At 62.2% G+C, this 20,465-nt stretch carries 16 protein-coding genes; 14 read left to right on the top strand and 2 right to left on the bottom strand.

What is annotated here, in order from left to right; translation table 11 throughout:
• Nucleotides 1-57: 57 nt before the first annotated feature.
• The 11 genes from VFN25_RS08275 to VFN25_RS08225 all read left to right on the top strand — a co-directional run bounded on the left by VFN25_RS08275 (nucleotide 58) and on the right by VFN25_RS08225 (nucleotide 13,383).
• Complete coding sequence (locus VFN25_RS08275; protein WP_325140719.1) at nucleotides 58-1,803, top strand: glycosyltransferase family 39 protein; 1,746 nt, start codon at nucleotides 58-60, stop codon at nucleotides 1,801-1,803.
• 93 nt (nucleotides 1,804-1,896) lie between these two features.
• Nucleotides 1,897-2,952 carry a CDP-glycerol glycerophosphotransferase family protein gene (locus VFN25_RS08270; RefSeq protein WP_325140716.1) on the top strand — a complete coding sequence of 352 codons (1,056 nt, stop codon included), beginning with the start codon at nucleotides 1,897-1,899 and terminating at the stop codon, nucleotides 2,950-2,952.
• Nucleotides 2,949-4,685, top strand: coding sequence for a glycosyl transferase (locus VFN25_RS08265; RefSeq protein ID WP_325140714.1), 1,737 nt, complete (start codon nucleotides 2,949-2,951; stop codon nucleotides 4,683-4,685). The genes VFN25_RS08270 and VFN25_RS08265 overlap by 4 nt, the downstream gene beginning before the upstream one ends.
• Nucleotides 4,686-4,768: 83 nt before the next feature.
• Nucleotides 4,769-6,151: a sigma-54 dependent transcriptional regulator gene (locus tag VFN25_RS08260; RefSeq protein ID WP_325140712.1), complete on the top strand. Its 1,383-nt coding sequence runs from the start codon at nucleotides 4,769-4,771 to the stop codon at nucleotides 6,149-6,151.
• Between the two features lie 228 nt (nucleotides 6,152-6,379).
• Nucleotides 6,380-7,162 (top strand): 3-hydroxybutyrate dehydrogenase, encoded by a 783-nt coding sequence (locus tag VFN25_RS08255; protein ID WP_325140711.1) that lies wholly within the window; start codon nucleotides 6,380-6,382, stop codon nucleotides 7,160-7,162.
• Nucleotides 7,159-8,379 (top strand): patatin-like phospholipase family protein, encoded by a 1,221-nt coding sequence (locus tag VFN25_RS08250; protein ID WP_325140709.1) that lies wholly within the window; start codon nucleotides 7,159-7,161, stop codon nucleotides 8,377-8,379. Before VFN25_RS08255 ends, VFN25_RS08250 begins: the two co-directional genes overlap by 4 nt.
• Before the next feature lie 73 nt (nucleotides 8,380-8,452).
• Nucleotides 8,453-8,782: a tetratricopeptide repeat protein gene (locus VFN25_RS08245; protein WP_325140708.1), complete on the top strand. Its 330-nt coding sequence runs from the start codon at nucleotides 8,453-8,455 to the stop codon at nucleotides 8,780-8,782.
• The gene (locus VFN25_RS08240) at nucleotides 8,779-9,381 is read left to right on the top strand and encodes a hypothetical protein (RefSeq protein ID WP_325140706.1); all 603 of its coding nucleotides are present in this window, start codon (nucleotides 8,779-8,781) and stop codon (nucleotides 9,379-9,381) included. The genes VFN25_RS08245 and VFN25_RS08240 overlap by 4 nt, the downstream gene beginning before the upstream one ends.
• A gap of 179 nt (nucleotides 9,382-9,560) precedes the next feature.
• The gene (locus tag VFN25_RS08235; RefSeq protein ID WP_325140704.1) at nucleotides 9,561-12,008 is read left to right on the top strand and encodes a serine/threonine-protein kinase; all 2,448 of its coding nucleotides are present in this window, start codon (nucleotides 9,561-9,563) and stop codon (nucleotides 12,006-12,008) included.
• Entirely contained in the window at nucleotides 12,005-12,748 is a 744-nt protein-coding gene (locus tag VFN25_RS08230; protein ID WP_325140702.1) for a sensor histidine kinase, read from the top strand. The genes VFN25_RS08235 and VFN25_RS08230 overlap by 4 nt, the downstream gene beginning before the upstream one ends.
• Nucleotides 12,745-13,383 (top strand): response regulator transcription factor, encoded by a 639-nt coding sequence (locus VFN25_RS08225; protein ID WP_325140700.1) that lies wholly within the window; start codon nucleotides 12,745-12,747, stop codon nucleotides 13,381-13,383. Before VFN25_RS08230 ends, VFN25_RS08225 begins: the two co-directional genes overlap by 4 nt.
• Here the strand turns inward: VFN25_RS08225 and VFN25_RS08220 are convergent, their stop codons facing one another.
• The gene (locus VFN25_RS08220; RefSeq protein ID WP_325140699.1) at nucleotides 13,384-14,880 is read right to left on the bottom strand and encodes a hypothetical protein; all 1,497 of its coding nucleotides are present in this window, start codon (nucleotides 14,878-14,880) and stop codon (nucleotides 13,384-13,386) included.
• Nucleotides 14,881-14,954: 74 nt separating this feature from the next.
• Nucleotides 14,955-16,187: a CaiB/BaiF CoA-transferase family protein gene (locus VFN25_RS08215; protein ID WP_325140696.1), complete on the bottom strand. Its 1,233-nt coding sequence runs from the start codon at nucleotides 16,185-16,187 to the stop codon at nucleotides 14,955-14,957.
• Nucleotides 16,188-16,302: 115 nt separating this feature from the next.
• Here VFN25_RS08215 and gabT point away from each other — a divergent pair, with 115 nt between their 5' ends.
• From gabT to VFN25_RS08200, 3 genes are all read left to right on the top strand, one after another.
• A complete protein-coding gene (gabT, locus tag VFN25_RS08210) occupies nucleotides 16,303-17,586 on the top strand; it encodes a 4-aminobutyrate--2-oxoglutarate transaminase (protein ID WP_325140694.1) in 1,284 nt (427 codons plus the stop codon).
• Nucleotides 17,587-17,639: 53 nt separating this feature from the next.
• Entirely contained in the window at nucleotides 17,640-19,475 is a 1,836-nt protein-coding gene (locus tag VFN25_RS08205) for a PLP-dependent aminotransferase family protein (protein ID WP_325140692.1), read from the top strand.
• 95 nt (nucleotides 19,476-19,570) lie between these two features.
• A complete protein-coding gene (locus VFN25_RS08200; RefSeq protein WP_325140690.1) occupies nucleotides 19,571-20,458 on the top strand; it encodes a carbon-nitrogen hydrolase family protein in 888 nt (295 codons plus the stop codon).
• Nucleotides 20,459-20,465: the final 7 nt, after the last annotated feature.

The raw sequence follows: 20,465 nt of genomic DNA, 5'->3' as shown, positions 1-20,465 counted from the left end.
TCTGGTCCGGCTCTGGGATATCCTGAGCCACTTCTTCCACCTTTCGAGTGTCATTGAGTGATTCCCGAAAACACCGGCATTGCCTCAAGAACGCCCCGCGAGCGACGCGAATTCTGGTTGTTCCTGTTGATCGCACTGGTCGTGCTCGGGGCTGGTATTGGTCTGCGTGATCCATGGCCGGCCGACGAACCGCGCTTTACCCTGGCCGCGAAACACATGGTCGATAGCGGTGAGTGGTTGATCACCCACCGTGGCAGCGAGTTGTACTCGGACAAGCCGCCGATGTTCATGGCCATGCAGGCGGCGTCGTATGAATTGACCCGAAGCTGGCGCATTGCGTTTCTGCTGCCTTCGTTGCTCGCGGCGCTGGGGACGCTGTTCCTGATCTACGATTTCGGCCGTCGACAATGGGATCACCGGGTCGGTTTGTGGGCTGGAATCCTGGTCCTGTCGACATTCCAGTTCGCCTACCAGTCCAAGCGCGCGCAAATCGATCCACTGGTGATGTTCTTCATCACCCTGGCCAACTACGGATTGCTCAGACACATGCTGCTCGGGCCGAACTGGCGTGCCTATTGGCTGGGCTGCTTTGCCGCCGGCCTCGGCGTCATAACCAAGGGCGTCGGTGTGCTTGCCTTGCTCATGCTGCTTCCGTTCGCTTTTGCGCGCTGGCGACACTGGCAGAATCTGGCGGATATCAAAGGCGGCACTCTGCGCTGGCTGGCTGGCGCGCTGGCGTTTCTCGTCGCCATCGCCCTGTGGATCGTGCCGATGGTGCTGACCGTGCATGGCAGCAGTGCGCCGGAGTACCACGCCTATTTGCAGGACATCCTGTTTCGCCAGACCGCCGCACGCTACACCGAATCCTGGGATCACCATCAACCCTGGTGGTATTTCGCTGGTGTCATTGCCTATGGATGGTTGCCGCTGAGCATCATCCTGATTGGCGTTGTGCCGCGCTGGACCGAGCGCCTGATGGCGCGCGATGCGCGCTTCCTGCTGCCGCTGGCCTGGGTCGCGCTGATCCTGCTTTTTTTCTCGTTTCCGAGCGGCAAGCGCGATGTCTACATCATGCCGGCACTGCCGTGGGTCGCCTTGCTCGCCGCGCCATTCATCGACGAGTTGCTGGACAAGCGCTGGTTGCGCCGTGCGCTGTTTGGATTGACCGTATTGCTGGCCGCCATTTTCCTCACTGCCGGAATCGGTGCCTGGAACGGCTGGATTGCCGCAGCCAACGAACTGGTTGTCGAGCGCGGACTCGGCAACGGTGGTGCCGGGCTATGGGGCTTCCTCATCGCCGTTGGCACGATCGCGGCGCTGGCGGCATTGCTGTTTCGTGTTCGTCGCAGCGCCGTCGGTCTGGGCGTGAGCCTGGCTGGAATCTGGTTGCTGTGGGGTTTCTGGGCCTATCCCGTGCTCAATGACTCCACCTCGGCGGCAAAGATCATGCGCAAGGCCGGTGAGATCGCCGGGCCGACTTCCGAGATCGCCCTGGTCGGCTGGAAGGAGCAGAACCTCCTGTTCGCCGATCGCGAGGTCACCGAATTCGGCTTCAAGAAACCCAAGAGTCAGCAGCTTGCCGAGGCGATTCGCTGGCAAGAGCTGAAGCCCGACTCGCGCTGGGTGTTTATTCTTGATCGGGTCATGCCACCGTGTATCGATCGCGACAAGGCAGTCGTCGTCGGTCACGCCAATCGTCGCGAATGGCTGATGTTCAAGTCGAATGCCGTGGCTACCGCTTGCCGAGGTGGCAGGGTGCCCGAGACGAAGGCCGAAACGGCTGAGCAGATCGAGGAGGAATAGCACAAGGCCCACGCCACGGCTTGTCCTGCTTTCGTACGAACCGCTTGTCGCGATTCGCCATTCACCCCAAAAACCTGTTGGACCTGTCGCTGCATGAAGCGCTATCTCCTGTTTGCTACAACTCTCTATGCGCTGCCGATCCTGCGTCCAATCGCGCGCGCGATTGCGGCTGCTGGCGATGAATCTGCGTGGTCCGTTTCACCGGCATTGCGCAACTACATGAATGCCGACGAGCAGGTGCTGCGCGATCTCGATCAGATCAAGGCATTTGCACCGCACGCCGTTCTCTCGGCGAGCAACTGGGTGCCGCACTTCTTTCCGGGCATCAAGGTGCAGGTATTCCATGGCTTCAATGTGAACAAGCGCGAGCCCGGGCGGGGTCATTTCCGTATTCGTGGTCTTTTTGACTTGTATTGCACGCAGGGGCCGGCGACGACGCAGCCGTTCCAGCTTCTGGCGCGTCAACATCGACACTTCGCTGTCGTTGAAACGGGCTGGCCCAAACTCGATCCGCTGTTCAATGCGCGCACCGAGCGCACCCGGCTGGCCGCTGCCAATGGTCGCAAGGTGTGCATGTATGCGGCCACGTTCACGCGCAATCTGAGCTCGGCACACGCCTTGTACGATGAGATCGCCAGGCAGGTTGCGTATGGTGAGCACTACTGGTTGCTGACCCTCCATCCAAAGGTCAAGCCCAATCTGGTTGCGAAATATCGCGCGCTGGCCGGCCCGAATGCGCAATTCTTCGAAGCGCCTGATCTGACCTCGATGCTTTCTGCAGCCGATGTCCTGGTATCTGACACCTCGTCGGTCGTGTCCGAATTCATGGTCCAGCGCAAACCGGTGGTAACGTTCCGCAATCGCGCACCGAAAGCGTACATGATCGATATCCAGCAGCCACAACAACTCGCCGCCGCCCTGCGCGATGCCCTGGATCCGTCGCCGCAGCTGATCAGGGAGATCGAGCACGGCGCGCAACAAACCCACCCGTACCGCGATGGCGCGTCCAGCGAACGGGTTCTCGCCGCAATTGCCGATTTTGAGAAAAGTTCTCTGGGTCAGCTTGAATCCAAGCCCTTGAACCTGTTGCGCAAGCTGCAGGGACGGATCAATTACCGGCGCTGGCTCAGCGAATCGATGCGCGCATGAGTTTTCATCGATACGCCGGCACGGGCGGGAATTCTTCGCCGCTTCTGAGCGCAGCGTGGATTCCATTGTGGTTGGCAGCCGCGTTGTTCGCGATCTTCCAGACCGGCTTCATGCCGCTGTATTCGACGCGTACTCTGGGCGTGGCCTGGGAAATGTGGAACAGCGGACAATTTCTTGTACCGCACGCGAACGGATTGCCCTACAGCCACAAGGTGCCTTTGCTGTTCTGGCTGATCCATGCCGGTTGGTTTGTGGGTGGGGTCGGCGATGTCTGGCCTCGCCTGCTCGAAGTGCTGATCGGCCTCGGCGTACTGTTTCAGGCCCGGCGCCTGGCCCGCGTGCTGTTTCGGAATTCGCCGGAAGTCAGTCGATTGACGCCCTGGCTGCTGGCCGCGTTCAGCTATGCGTTCCTGTTCAGCCTGCAGATCATGTACGAGATGCTGCTGACCTTTTGCGTACTCGCTGCAATCAACGCCCTGGTTGGTCGCGATGTCGAGCGGCGGCCGATGTTCGTGTGGTTCGCGATCGCCGTCGCCGCCGGTCTGCTCAGCAAGGGTCCGGTGATGCTGCTGCACGTTGTCTTTCCGTTTCTGCTCGGACCGCTCTGGCATCCCTGGGCACGGCGCTCGCGTGCGGTCTGGTATCTCGGCGGTGGTCTGGCCTTGCTCGCGGGCTGCGCGGCTCTGGCTGCCTGGGCGATTCCTGCCAGCGTGATCGGTGGTGAAGTCTATCGAAACGAATTGTTCTACATGCAAACCGCCGGACGCGTGGTCGACAGTTTCGATCATGCCCGGCCGTGGTGGTGGTATGGATCGATGTTGCCGGCCTTGTTGCTGCCATGGCTGCTGTGGCCACGCGCATGGCAGGCCGCATTTGCCACGTCGAGCGCCGGCCGACAGCCGGGCCGACGACTGATCGCCTGCTGGATGATCCCGGTATTGGTCGGATTCTCGCTGGTCAGTGGCAAGCAAACCTATTACTTCTTGCCGGAACTGGCTGGCGTGGCGATGTTCATGGCGGCCGGCTTCGTGACCTTGTCGCAACGCCGACATAAACCATCTGCGGCAAGTCGCCCGTGGCTGCTTGCCGTCGGTTTGTTGGCCATTGCCGGTGGTTTGCTGATGTTGCCGCAATGGGTCGCCGACGGACGCGTCGACTATCCGGCATTGGTTGATATCTCGATGACCAGTCCGTGGTTCGCTGTCGCTGCCGCCGCCCTTGGCATGCTGATGTTTCTGGTCCCGCGCAATGACGTCGGCGCGTTGCGCATGATCAGTGCCATCAGCATCGCGGCGGTCTGCCTGGCCTATCTGTTGTTTGCGCGCTCGTTCTGGGTGCAGTTTGATCTGCGGCCCGCAGCCGAACGCATTTCCAGCCTGCAGAACGCCGGCATTCCAGTCGCTCATTTCCAGGTCTATGAAAATCAGTTCCAGTATCTCGGCCGTTTGCAGAAACCACTCGACATCGTCATTGGCGGCACCCTGGACGAATGGTCGGCGACGCACCCGCAAGGTCGGGTCATTCACTACGTCGATAGCCTGACGGCGGCCGACCTGCGCTACGCCGAACTCGTGCAGCCGTTCCGTTCGACCTGGCTACTGATCGAGCCCGCTGACACCTGGATCCAGCGCCGCCGCGGACTGATACCGGCGTTGCCGGATCAGCCGGCCATCCGCTATCCGTCGGACTATTGGCCCTACGCGCAAGCCGAAGCGCGACCGGCAACTCCGTAGGCACGTCCGACAAAAGGCCGGACGATGACCCAAGGCAGAGCTCATGCGCTATGCTTCTGTCTCTTTTTTGCAACGAGCCGCCCATGCCTTCGGCACGCATTCTCATCGTCGACGACGAGCCCGATATTCGCAGTACGGTCAAGGAAATCCTTGAGGATGAAGGCTATGCCGTGACCACGGCAGAGTCGGCGGCGGCAGCGCGCGAGGCGCGCCGAGGCGAGCGCCCGGACGTGGTTCTGCTCGATATCTGGATGCCCGACCTTGATGGCATCAGCCTGCTGCGCGAATGGAACGAGCGCGGTGGCCTGCCGTGCCCAATCATCATGATGAGTGGCCACGGCACGATCGAAACCGCGATTGAGGCAACCCGGCTCGGAGCCTACGATTTCGTCGAAAAGCCCTTGTCGCTGGCCAAGCTGCTGCTGACCGTCGAGCGTGCGCTGGAAGCGAGCCGATTGCGTCGGGAAAATGAAGGCTTGCGCAGTCAGTTGATCCTGCCGCTGGATCCGGTTGCGACCAGTCGGGCAATGCAGGCGCTCAAGGCGCAAACGGAGAAACTCTCGGCGCACGATGCCTGGATTCTGATCCAGGGGGAGCGCGGCACCGACAAGGAAGCACTGGCGCGCTGGCTGCACGAAAAGAGCGGGCGTGGCGAGGGGCCATTCATTACCGTCGCACCTGGCTCGATTGCCAGCGACCATGCCGCCCGCGCACTGTTTGGCAGCGATGACAATGGCACGATCCAGTATGGCCTGATTGAACAGGCCAACGGCGGTACCTTGTACCTCGATGAAGTGGCCGATCTCGGCGCCGAACTGCAACTGCGCCTGTCGAGCGCTTTTGCGCGGCGCAGCCTGATCCGTTGCGGAGCGCCCGATGCGGTGCCGATCGATTTGCGCGTGATCGCCGCCACTTCGCAGGATCTTGATGCTGCCGTGCAGGCGGGCAAGTTTCGCGAAGAGCTCTACTACCAGCTCAACGTCGTGCCCTTGCAGGTGCCGCCGCTGCGCGAACGCATCGAGGACATCCCGGAATTGCTGCGCTTCTACGCCGATTTTTTTGCCAATCGCGACAAGTTGCCTTACCGCCAGTTTCCGGTTGCCGTGCAAAACCGCCTGCGCAACTATCCGTGGCCAGGAAACCTGCGTGAGTTGCGCAATCTGGTCCAGCGCCTGCTCATTCTCGGCAATGCGCCTGAAGTCAGCATCGAGGAGGTGGAGCTTGCTCTTGGCACCGCCGCCGGTTCGCCGCCGCCGCCGAAAGGCGCCGCACTGGGTATCGATTTCAGCCAGCCACTGCGCGAGGCACGCGAACAGTTTGAGCGCGCCTATCTGATGCACCAGCTCAATGAGGCGGGTGGCAGCGTCGGCAAGCTGGCCAAGATGGTCGGCATGGAACGAACCCATCTCTATCGCAAGCTCAAGGATCTAGGCGTCGATCCGAAATCGGCCGGGCGCGAGGAGTAGGACGACGCTGATCAGGCTTCGTTCCGATTGCGACAGTTGCCTGATCGTACTTTCGGACAATCGACGCGAAAGGCATCTCGTGGTTCGATGAACTGGCGCGAACTCCGAACACCATCAACCGGAACCTTCAGCGACTGTCTGCGATCCAACTCGCGTTGACACCTGCGCGAGCCGACGCGTTGATTCGTCCGGTCCGCTGCACCCCTTTTCACTCACGAGGAGAATCCCATGCAACTTGAAGGCAAGGTCGCGCTGATCACCGGCGCCGCCAGCGGCATCGGCAAGCGCATCGCCGAGGTTTTTGCAAAGAACGGCGCGGCGATAGCGATCGCCGATCTGAACATCGAGGGCGCGCAGGCGACCGCGAAGGAAATCGAGGATGCCGGCGGCAAGGCCATCGGCGTCAAGATGAATGTGACGGATGAGGCCGAGGTTGACGCCGGCGTCGCCGAGACGGTCAAGCGACTTGGCAAGGTCGATATCCTGATCTCCAATGCCGGCATCCAGATCGTCAAGCCGATCGAGGAATTCAGTCTGGCCGAATGGAAAAAGCTGCTCGCGATCCATCTCGACGGTGCTTTCCTGACCACGCGCGCCTGCATCAAGGACATGTACAAGCGTGGTGATGGCGGTGCGGTCATCTACATGGGCTCGGTGCATTCGCACGAAGCCTCGAAACTCAAGGCGCCGTATTGCGCGGCCAAACATGGTCTGCTCGGCCTCGCCCGCGTGCTGGCCAAGGAAGGGGGTCCCAAGGGTGTGCGCGCCAATGTCATTTGCCCGGGCTTCGTGCGCACGCCGCTGGTCGAAAAGCAGATTCCGGAGCAAGCCAAGGAGCTCGGCATTAGCGAGGATGAAGTGATCAAGAACGTCATGTTGAAAGACACCGTCGATGCCAAATTCACCACGGTTGATGATGTCGCCAACCTGGCATTGTTTCTCGCCGCTTTTGAAACCAATGCACTGACCGGACAAAGCATCACCGTCAGCCACGGCTGGCACATGCAGTGAGCCCGAGGCAAAAGTCTGCCGCGCAAACGCGGCGAAAGGGACCGGCGCCCGTCGTCGAGTCAATCGCCCGGTACCAGCGCATCGCCCTGGTCCTGCAGGGCGGAGGCGCGCTTGGCGCGTATCAGTGTGGCGTCTACGAGTCGCTGCACGGGGCCGGGATCCGCCCCGATTGGTTTGCCGGCACCTCGATCGGCGCGATCAACGCGGCGATCATCGCCGGCAACGCCGAGACCGATCGCATTGGTCGTCTGCGCGAGTTCTGGAATCAGATCACCGGTCACGGTGCATCCATGGCCTGGCCGCTCGATGTGCTGGCCGCAGCAGCGGCCTGGATGCCGCCAAGCAAGGCGCTGACCTCCGCCCTGTCGGCAAGCAGCGCTCTCGGCAGCCTGACCATCGGCCAGCGCGGCTTTTTCGAGCCGCGTCCACTGCCACCGACACTGTTTGCCGATGGCAGTCCGCAGGCAACGAGTTTGTACGACACCTCAGCACTCAAGCACACCCTCGAGCGGCTGGTTGATTTCGACCGCATCAATCATGGCGATGTGCGTCTGTCGGTTGGTGCGGCCAACGTCACCAGCGGCAACGTGCGTTATTTCGATTCCGCGCGGGAAACCCTCCGTGCCGAACACATCATGGCCTCGGCCGCGTTGCCTCCGGCATTTCCGGCCATCGAGATCGATGGCGAGTTGTGGTGGGATGGCGGCATCGTCTCGAATACGCCACTCAACCATGTGTTGTCAGGCAAGCCGCGGCTCGACAGTCTGGTACTCCAGGTCGATCTGTGGAGCGCGCATGGCGAGCGCCCGAAAACCCTGATGGATGTGTTCGAGCGGCAAAAGGACATCCAGTATTCCAGCCGCACCCGCTATGGAACCGACGTGGTCGCTCGCGAACAGAAGCTGCGCAACGCGCTCGGCATGCTCATTGAAAACCTGCCTGGCAAGAAACTTCCGCCGGCGCTGGAGCTCGACCTTGAGCCCTGGTTATGTGACCGCGTCTTCAACATCGTGCATCTGATTTACCAGGCCAAGCATCATGAGCAGCAGTACAAGGACTATTCTTTCGGTACCACATCAATGCACGAACACTGGAGCGGCGGACTCGCCGACATGCAGCGCACCCTTGAGAAGCCGGAGTTCTTTGCCCTGCCGTCACGTGACATCGGCGTCGTCACCCATGATATTCACCGCGTTCTGAAATCCGGCAAAGCCTGATTCACGCGCGACCATGCGGATTTTCGGCGACAGCCCGGTTGCCCGCATCAGAACGACAAGCGATCATCTGTGCATGGACAAACCTCTCTCGGCGCGACTGCGCAAGCAAATCGATGGCCCGCGCGATGGCGCCCTGTTGCGATTTTCGATTGGCAATGCGTTGATGGCAGAAGGCGATACCGCAGGCGCTGTCGAAGCGTTTCGTGCGGCGACCGGATTTGATCCGCGCTATTCGGCTGCCTGGAAACTGCTCGGTTCGGCGCTTGAAGCGAACGGCGACAGCAGCGAGGCGGACGCAGCCTGGGAGCGGGGCATCGCGGTCGCTCACGAACGCGGTGATACCCAGGCGGCCAAGGAGATGCAGGTCTTCCTGCGCCGCTTGCGCAAGCGCATCGCACCATGATCAACCAGCGTATGGTTCTGGTGCTGGTAGTCTTGCTGGCTCTGGGCGGTGCGGGAAACTGGTGGTTGCATCGCCCGATCGCCCGTGCTGCCGGCATGCTGGTTGATCAGGAACCGCGACAGAGCGAACCGGCCAGCCGCCAGCCAATCACACACGGCGACTATCAACTGATTCCGCTCGCCGACTACGACATCGAGGCGCGCGTACTATCGCGCGAAGACTATTCGATCGACGCGGGCAGTGATCTGTCGCCGACCGATCTCGCCGTCGGCTGGAAACGCATGTCCGATACCTCAGTAATCGAGCAACTCGACATCAGTCAGTCCGTACGCTTCTTCACTTACCGCTGGAGCAGCGTGCCGCCGATTCCGCAGCGCGAAATCGAACGCTCCGCCGCCAACATGCACATGATCCCGGCGGACAAAAGTGTCGCCCGCGAACTCGACAAGATTCGCCAGGGCGCCATCGTCAGGTTTCGCGGTCAACTCGTCGAAGCGCATCGCAAGGATGGCTTCCAATGGCGCAGTTCGCTGACCCGCGATGACACCGGCGCAGGTGCCTGCGAATTGTTTCTGGTCGATTCGATCGAGCGCATGTAGCGACTCACGCAGTATCCGCCCCATTTGTCGCAAGTGATTTGATCGCAACTGAACAAGGCTGCTGGGTGAAGTGAGGCGTTTGCGCGTCGATCCTGGTCAGAAATCCCGCGGCACAGCGTTTGCAAGTATTCTCGTCATTGGCGAATTCATGCCGTTCAGATGCCGTGCGGGAGAAGAATGTGACACAGAGTGGAACAGATACGCTTCAGCTGGATGCACAGAAGCCGCGGAACAACGAGGACTTCTCGATTGGTCCCTACCGGATTCTGAGTTTGCTCGGTGAAGGCGGCATGGGCCGGGTCTATCTGGCCCAGCAAATCCATCCGCAGCGCCAGGTTGCGCTCAAGGTCGTGCGTGGAGTTTCCGTCTCGGTCATCGAGCGCATGCGCCGCGAAATCGAGGTGCTGGCGCAACTTGAACATCCTGGTATCGCCCGGCTTTATGCGGCGGGTGAGTCGCGCGTCGATGATGTGAATGTGCCGTGGCTGGCGCTTGAATATGTGCGTGGTGTCGATCTGGTTCGTCACGCACAGAACAACAACCTCGATCTGGTCGCGCGTTTGGGCCTGCTGATCGAGGTGGCTCGCGCGGTGCATTACGCACATGAGCGCGGTGTTATCCATCGTGATCTGAAACCCGGCAATATCCTCGTCGATGAAGACGGTCATCCAAAGGTGCTTGATTTCGGTATCGCGCGTCTGCGCGATGACGCTGCACAAGGGCTGACCCAGGACGGCCAGGTACTTGGCACCTTGCCCTACATGAGTGCCGAACAACTGGCCGGTGATGGCACGCAAATCGATGCGCGCAGCGATGTCTATTCACTCGGCGTGCTCGCTTACGAATTGATTGGCGGTCAGTTGCCGCATCCACGCCTGAACACATCGACGATCTTCGAGGCGCTCGACATCCTGCGCCACGACACGCCGCCGCGTCTGGCGACGATCAGCGCGGCGGCGCGAGGCGATCTCGATACGGTGATCATGAAATCGCTGGCCAGCGAGCGCGAGCAGCGTTATCCGAGCGCCGCTGCGTGGGCCGACGATCTGCAGCGCATCATCGATCATCGACCGATCATGGCGCGGCCGTTGACCCGCATGTATCGGGCATCGCGCTTCGTGCGTCGACATCGCCTGCTCACAGCGGCCATGGCCAGCATCGTGCTGATTCTTGCCGTGGCCAGTATCGTCTCGCTGCGTTTTGCTCTGGCCGAACAGACGGCACGTGCCGAGGCCGATCAGCGAGCGCAGGAATCTGCCGCAGTCAACGCATTTCTCGAACGCATGCTGGCCTCGGCTGATCCGGAATTGTCGGCTGGGCGCAAGTTGACCGTCGACGAAGTGGTCGATCAAGCCGAGCGCGACATGCAGCGTCTCGAAGCCGAGCCCGGCGTCCAGCGCGCAGTGGCGATCACGCTGGCACGGACCCGGCGTGCACTGGGTGAATACGATGCCGCCCTGGCCCTCAATCAGCGCGCATACCATCTCGGCGAAGTCACGGCTGCATCGGCGGCGCAGCAAGCCGATCTGCTGCATCAGCGCGCGGTCCTTTACACCGATCTCGGTCAGTTCGAGCAATCGATATCGACGCTCGAGGAGGCACGCAACGGTTGGCCGGAGCCTTCACTGGCGACTCGCTTGAGTCTTGATCTGACCGCCGCGCGCATTGATGACGAGGCGGGTCGACCCGAGCCGGCGGAAGAAAAATATCGTGCCTTGCTGGCGAGCGCGGCAGCGATCGACAAGGCGACGATCAAGGCCGATGCAGACTTGCGCATGACGATCGAAATCGCACGCAGCAATCTGTCCGGCGTGTTGCGTGATCGCGGCGCGCTTGATGAGGCGGAACAGTTGACGCGCGCGGTGCTCGAGGGCCGCATCGAGGAACTGGGCGAACGTGCACCGCTGACCCTCGCCAGTCGCAACAAGCTGGCCCTCGTGCTCGCCGCGCGTGGCGACAACGTGCAGGCCGAAAAGGAAGCCGCGGAAGGTCTGCGCCTGCAACGCGAGGTGCTTGGCAACAATCACGTCAACACGCTGACTTCGATGCAGACCCTGGCCAATATCCTCATGGCGCTCAAGCAATTCGATGAAGCCGAGGCGCTGACCCGCGAGTCACTCAAGGGCATGCAGGCGCAATTCGGCGATGACTATGCACAGTCCCTCGCTTCGATGAACACGCTGGCCTATCTGCTTGAGGAGCGCGGCAAGATCGATGAGGCGGAAGCGGCTTACCGGAGCATCATCGAGATCCAGACCCGAGGTGGTGTCGAGCATCCGACCACGCTGGCGCCGCGCAACAATCTGGCCATGCTGTTGATGAAGGCCGGTCGCTACGATGCCGCACGCGCTGAATTCACCGCGCTGATGAAACACTCGCGAGCCACCGTCGGCGACGATCATGCGATGACCGCGATCTTCATGAGCAACGAAGGCTGGTGTCTGAGTCGGATGGGTCGAACGGCCGAGGCACGCGTGGAACTTGAGGATGCCCACCAACGCCTGCTCGGTATTTTTGGTGCCGATCATTCGCGTACCAAAGCTGCCGCGGAACGTCTGGCTGAGGTCTATCGCAAGCTCGGCGACAATCAGAAAGCCGATGCGTTGATGCCGACGCCCGACGCATGATGGGATTTTTTTCACTATTCACGCTTGCGGGTCTGACCCTGGTTCTCGGCGTATTCGCACTGGTGCTGATGGTGTTGCTGCGCAGCCAGCGCCGACAGCTGGCAAATGAGCGCACGATGGCATCCGCGCGATTGTCCGAACGCGAATCGCTGGTCCGCGCCCAGGCCACCCTCGCCGAGCGCGAGCGCATCTACAGCGACCTGCATGATGATATCGGCGCACGTCTGCTCGGCATGATTCACTCCGCCGAATCGCCGGAACAGGCCGATCGCGCACGCGCCGTGCTGCAGGATCTGCGTGATGTGGTCAGCCGCTCGCGCGGTACGCCCGGCTCGCTCAGCGATACGCTTGGCGAAATCCGCGGCGAAACCTCGCAACGGCTCGCCGCCGCCGGCATCTCGCTGAGCTGGGAGATCAACGACGATCTGCCTGATCCCGAACTCGATACCGCACGCGCCCTGCATCTGCATCGCATCGTGCGCGAGGCGATCAGCAATGTGATCCGGCATGCGCGGGCCAGCCATGTGCGCGTGCGCATGAAGGTGATCGGTGGCAAGCTCTGTCTGGATCTGACCGATGACGGTGGTGGCAAGGATCCCGCGCCGACATCGAAAGGTCGTGGCCTCGACAACATGCGCGATCGCGCGGCCGAGCTCGAAGGCGATATCGACTGGAAGCCTGGTACCGAGGGTGGTACCAAGGTGTTGCTGACCATGCCGCTCGGTGATTCGCCCACATGAGCTTTGATCGCGCCCTCGTTGTCGATGATCTGGAAAGCAGCCGTGACTGGCTGTCGCGTGCGCTTGAGCAGGCGTTCCCGGGAATCGAGATCGCCTGTGCGGCTTCGCTAGCCGAAGCGCAGACGCATGTCGAGTCCGCGCCGCCGCTGGCCCTGATCGATCTCGGTCTGCCCGATGGTTCGGGTATCCGCCTGATCGAGAAGCTGCAGCCGCTCGGCACGTTGTGCATTGTCGCCACCGTGTTCGATGACGATGCGCATCTGTTTCCCGCCTTGCACGCGGGAGCGCAAGGTTACGTGCTCAAGGATCAGGCGACCGATACGCTGGCCGGGATGCTGACCGGAATCGCCGCCGGTCAGCCGCCGCTGTCGCCATCCATTGCGCGGCGTCTGCTGCGCCATTTCCAGCCGATCGCCGCCGATCCCGGCGAGCCGAGCCTGACCGGTCGAGAAACCGATGTGCTGCGCCTGATCGCCAAGGGCCACACGGTCGTTGAGGTCGCTGGCCTGCTTGGTTTGTCACGCCATACGGCGGCGGGCTATCTCAAGGATGTTTACCGCAAGCTCAGCGTCAACTCGCGCGCCGAAGCCACGCTGGTGGCAACGCGGCGCGGATTGGTCGGAACCGACGGCTGACTATTCCCGGTCTGAGTGGATTGCTTGAGGCCGGTTCGGCAGGCCCAGCTCTTCGAACGCATCGCAGAAGATTCCATCCATGCCGTATTGCAAGGCGCACGGTGCATAAGTCGGAATCTCGTGCCAGAAACAATTGATCTGGTTCGGATCGCTGGCGCATGCGGCGAGCAGGGTGGTGTTGGCCGGGTTCGAGGAATCGATCGCGCCGACCAGCGGCAGCGGGCCCGGTGATTCGGTCAGTGTCGGATCAAGGTAGACGCCGAAACTGACGTAGCCGGTCGATCCTGCGGCCATCGATGCGCCCTGACAGGTCAGCAACTGACCATTGGCGAGACTGCCGCTGGTCGTGCAGGTCAGCGCCGGAATCGCCGAGTAGGTCTGCGTATAGGCAAAGCCGCGCGGCAGCTTGATCTGCACCGCGGTATTGGCCGCCACGCCGTCGCCGATATTTCTGAAATTGACGACGACCGGTCCGTTGTCCTGACCGATGGTGAAGTACGCGGGCGAGTGCTGCACATCGGGATCGCTGAAGCGCAGGTAGGCCGCACTCGGTGGACGCGTATTCACCGCGAGCCGACCGCAGCCGCGCTGGTAGGGATCGGCCGCGCAAGTCGTCGGTGGTGCGACCTGGTCATTGCCGATGGCTGCGTGGAAGTAGAGCGGCCCCGGCACCACGATATCGGGCGCGAAGTCGGTACGGATTGAGGCGAAGCCGACCTGGCCACTGGCCATGTACGGCACCGTGCAGGTCAGTAGCTGGCCATCAATCTCCATGGCGGCCGAGCAGTTCCATGCCGGTATGCCTGAGGTGAATCCGCTGTAAGTGACGCCCGCTGGAAACTTGACCTTGAGGATGGCCGGCGTGTTGCTTGGTCCGAAGCCGGTATTGACCATGTAGACCGGGATGATGTTCTGCAGCGAGCCGGCTTCGATTTCAAGCGACCAGATGTCGACCGGGTTGGAGTGACCCGCACCCCAGCCAAGAATCTCGATTTTCGATTCCTGCACGGTCGGGTTGACCGTTGCGCAACCATTCGTGCTCGGCGACGGCTCGCAGATCAGGATTGGCGGCAAGGGCACCTGAGCGCTGCTCAAGGTCGTACTGATCTCGACCGGTGCCAACGGCATGTCGATATCGGTGTGTGCCGTGATCGAGACAACGCTCATGTTGTAGTTGGTATCGGTAAGCGTGGTGGTCTTGGTGCAAATCATTTCGCGCGAATCCGCGCCGGTAACCGTGCAGGTCCATCCACCGCCGTTGCCGTACAGAAACGTCATTCCTTCCGGCAATGTGGAGTGCACGGTAAACATGCCTGAATAGACAATGCCGTCGCCGATGTTTTCCTTGCGAATCTGAATGACGTAGCTGAACTCGGTGCCGGTATAAGTCGTTGGCATCTGCACGTCGAGGCGTAACGGTCCGGCATTGGCCAGCGACGAAACACCGGCGAGCAACGCGAACAGGAGAAATCGATTGAAGCTGGCTTGGGCGCGCATGGCGATCGGTTCCGCAGGATTTTACCCACGGTAATCCGGTGCGCGCGCTTCGGTAACCCCGCAAACAGGGGGTGTCAGCTCTCTGCCGAGGACTTCCTGCGCTTGCGATCAAGCTTGCTGTTGATGAATTCGGTATCTTCGCCAAGGCTTGGAGAGGGTCGCGCCAGGGCGAGTTCGGCATCCGAGAAGCGGATCGGTGTGCGCACACCGGGGACGTGGCCGTTTTCGTGGCGGGCCGACGCCAGAGCGCGTTGCATGCCGCGATGGCGTACCTGGGGATCGGCAAACACCTGATCGATGCGGTTGATCGGCCCAGCCGGCACGCCGCGCAATTCGAGTTGCTCAAGCAGCTCATCCCGATCACGCTTGCCGAGTAGCGGTTCGAGAATCGTGACGAGTTCCTCGCGATGTCCGACCCGGGCCGAATTGCTGAGAAATCGCGGATCGCTGGCCAGCCCGGGTTGATCGATCTCTGCACACAATTGCGCAAACTGCGCATCATTGCCGACGGCCAGCATGATGTGACCATCGCGCACGGCGAACACCTGGTACGGCACGATATTCGGATGCGCATTGCCGAGTCGCGTCGGCACCTTGCCGGAAACCAGATAGTTGAGATTCTGGTTGGCCAGCATCGCCACCATGGTGTCGAGCAGGGCGATATCGACCTGCTGGCCGAGTCCCGTGCGTTCGCGCATGGCCAGCGCGGCCTGGATCGCGATCACGCCATACAGCCCCGCGCACAGGTCGCCGATCGCGACACCGACTTTCTGCGGCTGGCCAGCGGCCTCGCCGGTGATGCTCATCAAGCCGCCCATGGCCTGGATCATTGCGTCGTAGCCGGCACGCTTCGCATACGGGCCATCCTGACCGAAGCCGGTCAGCGAGCAGTAGACCAGGCGCGGGTTGAGTGCATTGAGCGATGCGTAATCGAGGCCGTATCGGGCCAGGCCGCCGACCTTGAAGTTTTCGATCAGCACATCGGCATCGGCAACCAGATCACGCACCATGGCAACGCCTGCCTCGCTGCGCAGGTCGGCGATCACCGAGCGCTTGCCACGATTGCAACTGTGGAAATACGCTGCATCACCGTCGTTGCCATCGGTATCGCGCACGAACGGTGGCCCCCAGCGTCGGGTGTCGTCGCCTTGCGGCGCTTCGATCTTGATCACCTCGGCGCCGAGATCGGCCAGGGTCTGGCCAATCCACGGTCCGGCCAGGATCCGGGCCAGTTCAATGACCTTGAGGCCAGCCAGAGGCGTGCGCGGGTTTTCCATGTTTGATCCATTGCGGTAGTGAATGGCCATCGTAACCACCGCAATGACGCACCGCACTCCCCAATCTGGCCCCATTGTCCGTTGGAATCTGGCCCTATGAGGTTATCGCCTGTACTCTCAAGCTAGTGGTTGATTCTGGAGTGCAATGATGACCAACAATGCGAGTTTGCTGCAGCGTCGAAGTGACGCGATCCCGCGCGGTATCGGTACGGCGCTGCCGGTTTTTGCCGCGCGTGCGCGCAATGCCGAGCTGTGGGATGTCGAAGACCGGCGCTTCATCGATTTTGCCGCCGGTATCGCGGTGCTCAATGTTGGCCATTGCCATCCGCGCGTGATCGAAGCGGCGCGCAACCAGCTTGAGGCGTTCACGCATACGGCATTCCAGGTTGCCGCCTACGAGTCCTACGTCGCGCTGGCCGAGCGGCTCAATGCGCTCGCGCCGATCAAGGGTGCGGCCAAGACGATCCTGTTTTCGACCGGCGCCGAAGCCGTCGAGAACGCGATCAAGATCGCGCGCAAGGCGACCGGTCGCTCGGCGGTAATTGCGTTTTCCGGTGGTTTCCACGGGCGCAGCTTCATGGCCATGGCCCTGACCGGCAAGACCGCTCCATACAAGCGCGGCTTCGGGCCGTTGCCGGGCGAAGTTTTCCACGTGCCGTTCCCGGTCAGCCATCAGGGTGTCGAGGTCGAGCACAGTCTCAAGGCACTGCAGCAGATCTTCAAGGCCGATGTCGCCGCCGATGAAGTCGCCGCGATCATCATCGAGCCGGTGCAGGGCGAGGGCGGTTTCCATGCGGCACCGCCGGCTTTGCTGCAGGCCCTGCGCACGCTGTGCGACGAGCACGGCATCGTGCTCATCGCCGATGAAGTGCAGACCGGCTTTGCGCGCACCGGCAAGTTGTTTGGTATCGAGCATTCCGGTGTCGAGCCGGATCTGATCACGGTGGCGAAATCGCTGGCCGGCGGCTTTCCGTTGTCCGGCGTGATCGGTCGCGCGGCGATCCTGGACGCGATTGATCCGGGCGGGCTCGGCGGCACCTATGCCGGATCGCCGCTGGCCTGCGTGGCGGCGCTGGCCGTGCTCGATGTGATCGAAGACGAAGGCCTGTGTGCGCGAGCGCAGCTGCTCGGAGACTCGGTCAGCCGGCAGCTGCAGGCGTTTGCCGCACGTCAGGATCTGCGTCCGCTCGGACATGTCCGTGCGCTCGGCTCGATGATCGCGTTCGACCTGCTCGCCACGCGTGGTGGCGATGAGGTTGATCCGGTGGCTACCCAGGCGGTGATCAAGCGCGCCCACGCGCTGGGCCTGATCCTGCTCAGTTGCGGCGCCCAGGGCGAGGCGATCCGCATCCTGTTTCCATTGACCATTGGCGACGCCGTACTGGCCGAGGGCATGGCCCTGCTCGAGCAGGCCCTGGCGCCTGACTGAGTGACGCGCCGGCCAGCCAGCGCGGATCGCACTGCCATGCGCGGAGGATCTTCATGATTCCCGCGCACCGGCGCGATCCGCGCAGCATGGATGACCTCAATATCGTCCTCGATCCGGCCACTGGCCTGAGCCTGCAGCATCAGTTGCGGCAGAAATTGATCGATGCGATCCATCGCGGCGTACTCGAACCCGGTCGCCGGCTGCCGTCCACGCGCAGCCTTGCCGAGCGCATTGGCGTGTCGCGCAATACGGTCAGCCTCGCCTATGACGCCTTGCTTGCCGATGGTCATATCGTCAGCCGCCCGCGCAGCGGCATCTTCGTCGCCAGCGACGTACCGAAAGTGCGCATCGCCTCGGGGCGTCGAGGCAGCGGCGAGGGCGGGCCGCTGGCCGCACGCCTGCCGACGGCACCGGACGATCGCGGCTTTCGCTGCCCGCGCAACTGGCATCAGTATCCGTTTCCGTTCATCGACGGTTGTGTGGATTCGCGGCTGATGCCGAATACCGAATGGCGCGAAGCGCTGCGCCTGGCTTCGTCGCGGCACGAAATCGATGCGATCAATCGCAGTGCCAATGACACCGATGACGCGATGCTGATCGACGAGGTGCGCAGCAAGGTCCTGCCGATGCGCGGCATCGATGCCGACGCCGATGAAGTGTTGCTGACACTGTCGGCGCGTCACGCCCTGCAGTTGATCGGCAGCCTGCTGGTCGAGCGCGGCACGCCGGTGGTGCTCGAAGCGCCGGTCGATGCCGAATTCGAGAGGCGCATGCGTGACCGCCACGCCGAACTGTCGATGCTCGACGACCACGATGGAAAGCCGCTGCCGCAGCGGGCGGTCGTGGTTACCAGTGCCCGGCGCAGTTCAGCAGCCGACTCGGATCGACCGCGCGCCTTGCTGGCCAGGGTTGCCGAAGCCGACGCGGTGCTGGTCGAGCACGACATGCCACCCGGCGCGCGTGATGGCAGCAACGTGCCGCCGGCATTGCGCGCGTTGGACGAGGAAGGCCGTGTGGTCCATGTCGGCACGCTGTCACCGGCGGTTTCCTGCGGCGAGTCGCCTGGCATCATCGTCAGCGAGACGGCTTTCATCGAACGCCTGCGCCAGTTGCGGCGTATCCAGGGCACGCTGTTGCCGGCCCTGTTGCAACGCGCCTGGGCCTATTTCATCGGACTCGGCCACTACTCGGCCGGGCTGGTGCGCAGCGGTCGCGTGCTCGAAGGCCGCCGCACCGCGCTGCGTGACGGACTCAACCACTATCTGCATCAGCGCGTCAGCATCGAAACCCTGCCCGGTGCCAGCGCCTACTGGGTCAGGCTTCCCGAGAATCTCGACACGCGCGAGTTTGCGCGTGCCGCCGCCGAGATCGGTGTGCTGGTCGAACCGACCCGACTCGAAGGCGGCCGAGAGGCCTTGTGCATGGGCGTCACCGGTATCGATGAAGCGCGCATCCGGGATGGCGTGAAGAATCTCTCGCGGCTGATCCGCGGTGATCTGGCCGAGACTCCGCGCCATCTCGATGACGAACCGATCGTGCCGTTGCGTGGCGCGGCACTGCGCCGGACCCTGGCCGGCGCGACCTTGCTCTACAACACCGTGTATGGCGAACCGGCCACACTTGAAGTCCGCGCCAATGGCGAACTGGACGGCACCGCCGGCCATGCCGGCGAAGATTGCGACAGTGGACGCTGGTGGATCGATGACGGCCGCTGGTATCGGCAATGGCGACGCTGGGCCTATGCCGAGGTTTCGGCCTATCGGGTAGTCGTTGATGGTGACCGGCTGCGCTGGTATGGCGAAGATGGGCTGCTTGCCGATACCGCCGTGATCACCCGCCAGGGGCGTCGCAAAAGCAAGGCTACGCGCCGCACTGGCCTAACCACTTGACGCAACTGGCACCATCCCCGGTGTCCAACTGGCTCTAATGAACAGAGTCATCTGGCGCTACCGTCAAGCATCCACCTGCAACGACGGAGTCTATCTTGGCCGATCCATCCAGCGCCCACACGGCGAGCCGCCGCACCCACCCATTCGGTATTGCAGGCTTGCAGCTCGCCTATGCACCCGGCGACAACATCGATCAGATGATCGCCGAGATCGCCGCAGTCGCCAAGCGCTTCCCGTGGGTGAGCATGGTGGTCGCCGGTGAGCTGTGCGGCTATGGCGCAAACACCGAGTTTGCCAAATGCATGCCCGATGCCGAAGCGCGCCTGTGTCGCGCGGCGGTCGAGCACTCGCTGTGGATCATTCCGGGATCGCTCTACGAGAATCGTGATGGCGCGATCTTCAACACGACGCCGGTGATCAATCCGCAGGGCGAGGTAATTGCCCGCTATCGCAAGATCTTTCCGTTCCTGCCGTATGAAGCCAGCATCGCGCCGGGCAATGAGTTCGTCGTCTTCGACGTGCCCGATGTCGGTCGCTTCGGCATCTCGATCTGCTACGACATGTGGTTTCCGGAGACGACACGATCACTGATCAGCCTCGGTGCCGAAGTCATCCTGCACCCGACCATGACCAATACGATCGACCGCGAACCCGAAATCTCGATTGCCCGCGCCAGTGCCCTGATCAACCAGTGCTATTTCGTCGATATCAATGTCGCCGGCAATCTCGGCGTCGGTCAATCGGTGATCTGCGGACCGGGCGGCGAGATCATCTATCAGGCCGGTATTGGCCGCGAAATCATGCCGTTCGAAGTCGATCTCGACTATCTGCGTCGTTGCCGCGAACGCGGCTGGCAGGGTCTTGGTCAGCCATTGAAAAGCTTCCGTGACAATCCGGTCGTCTATCCCGCCTACGCCGCAGCACGTGCGCCCTCCGTAGCGCTCGAAAGTCTCGGCAAGCTTGAGCTGCCCGGACGTCTCTGACTCCGAA

It is taken from the genome of Dokdonella sp., assembly GCF_035703485.1.
Taxonomy (GTDB): Bacteria; Pseudomonadota; Gammaproteobacteria; order Xanthomonadales; family Rhodanobacteraceae; genus Dokdonella.
The sequence above is the reverse complement of the archived record's forward strand: the minus strand, read 5'-3'. Positions and strand labels throughout refer to the sequence as shown.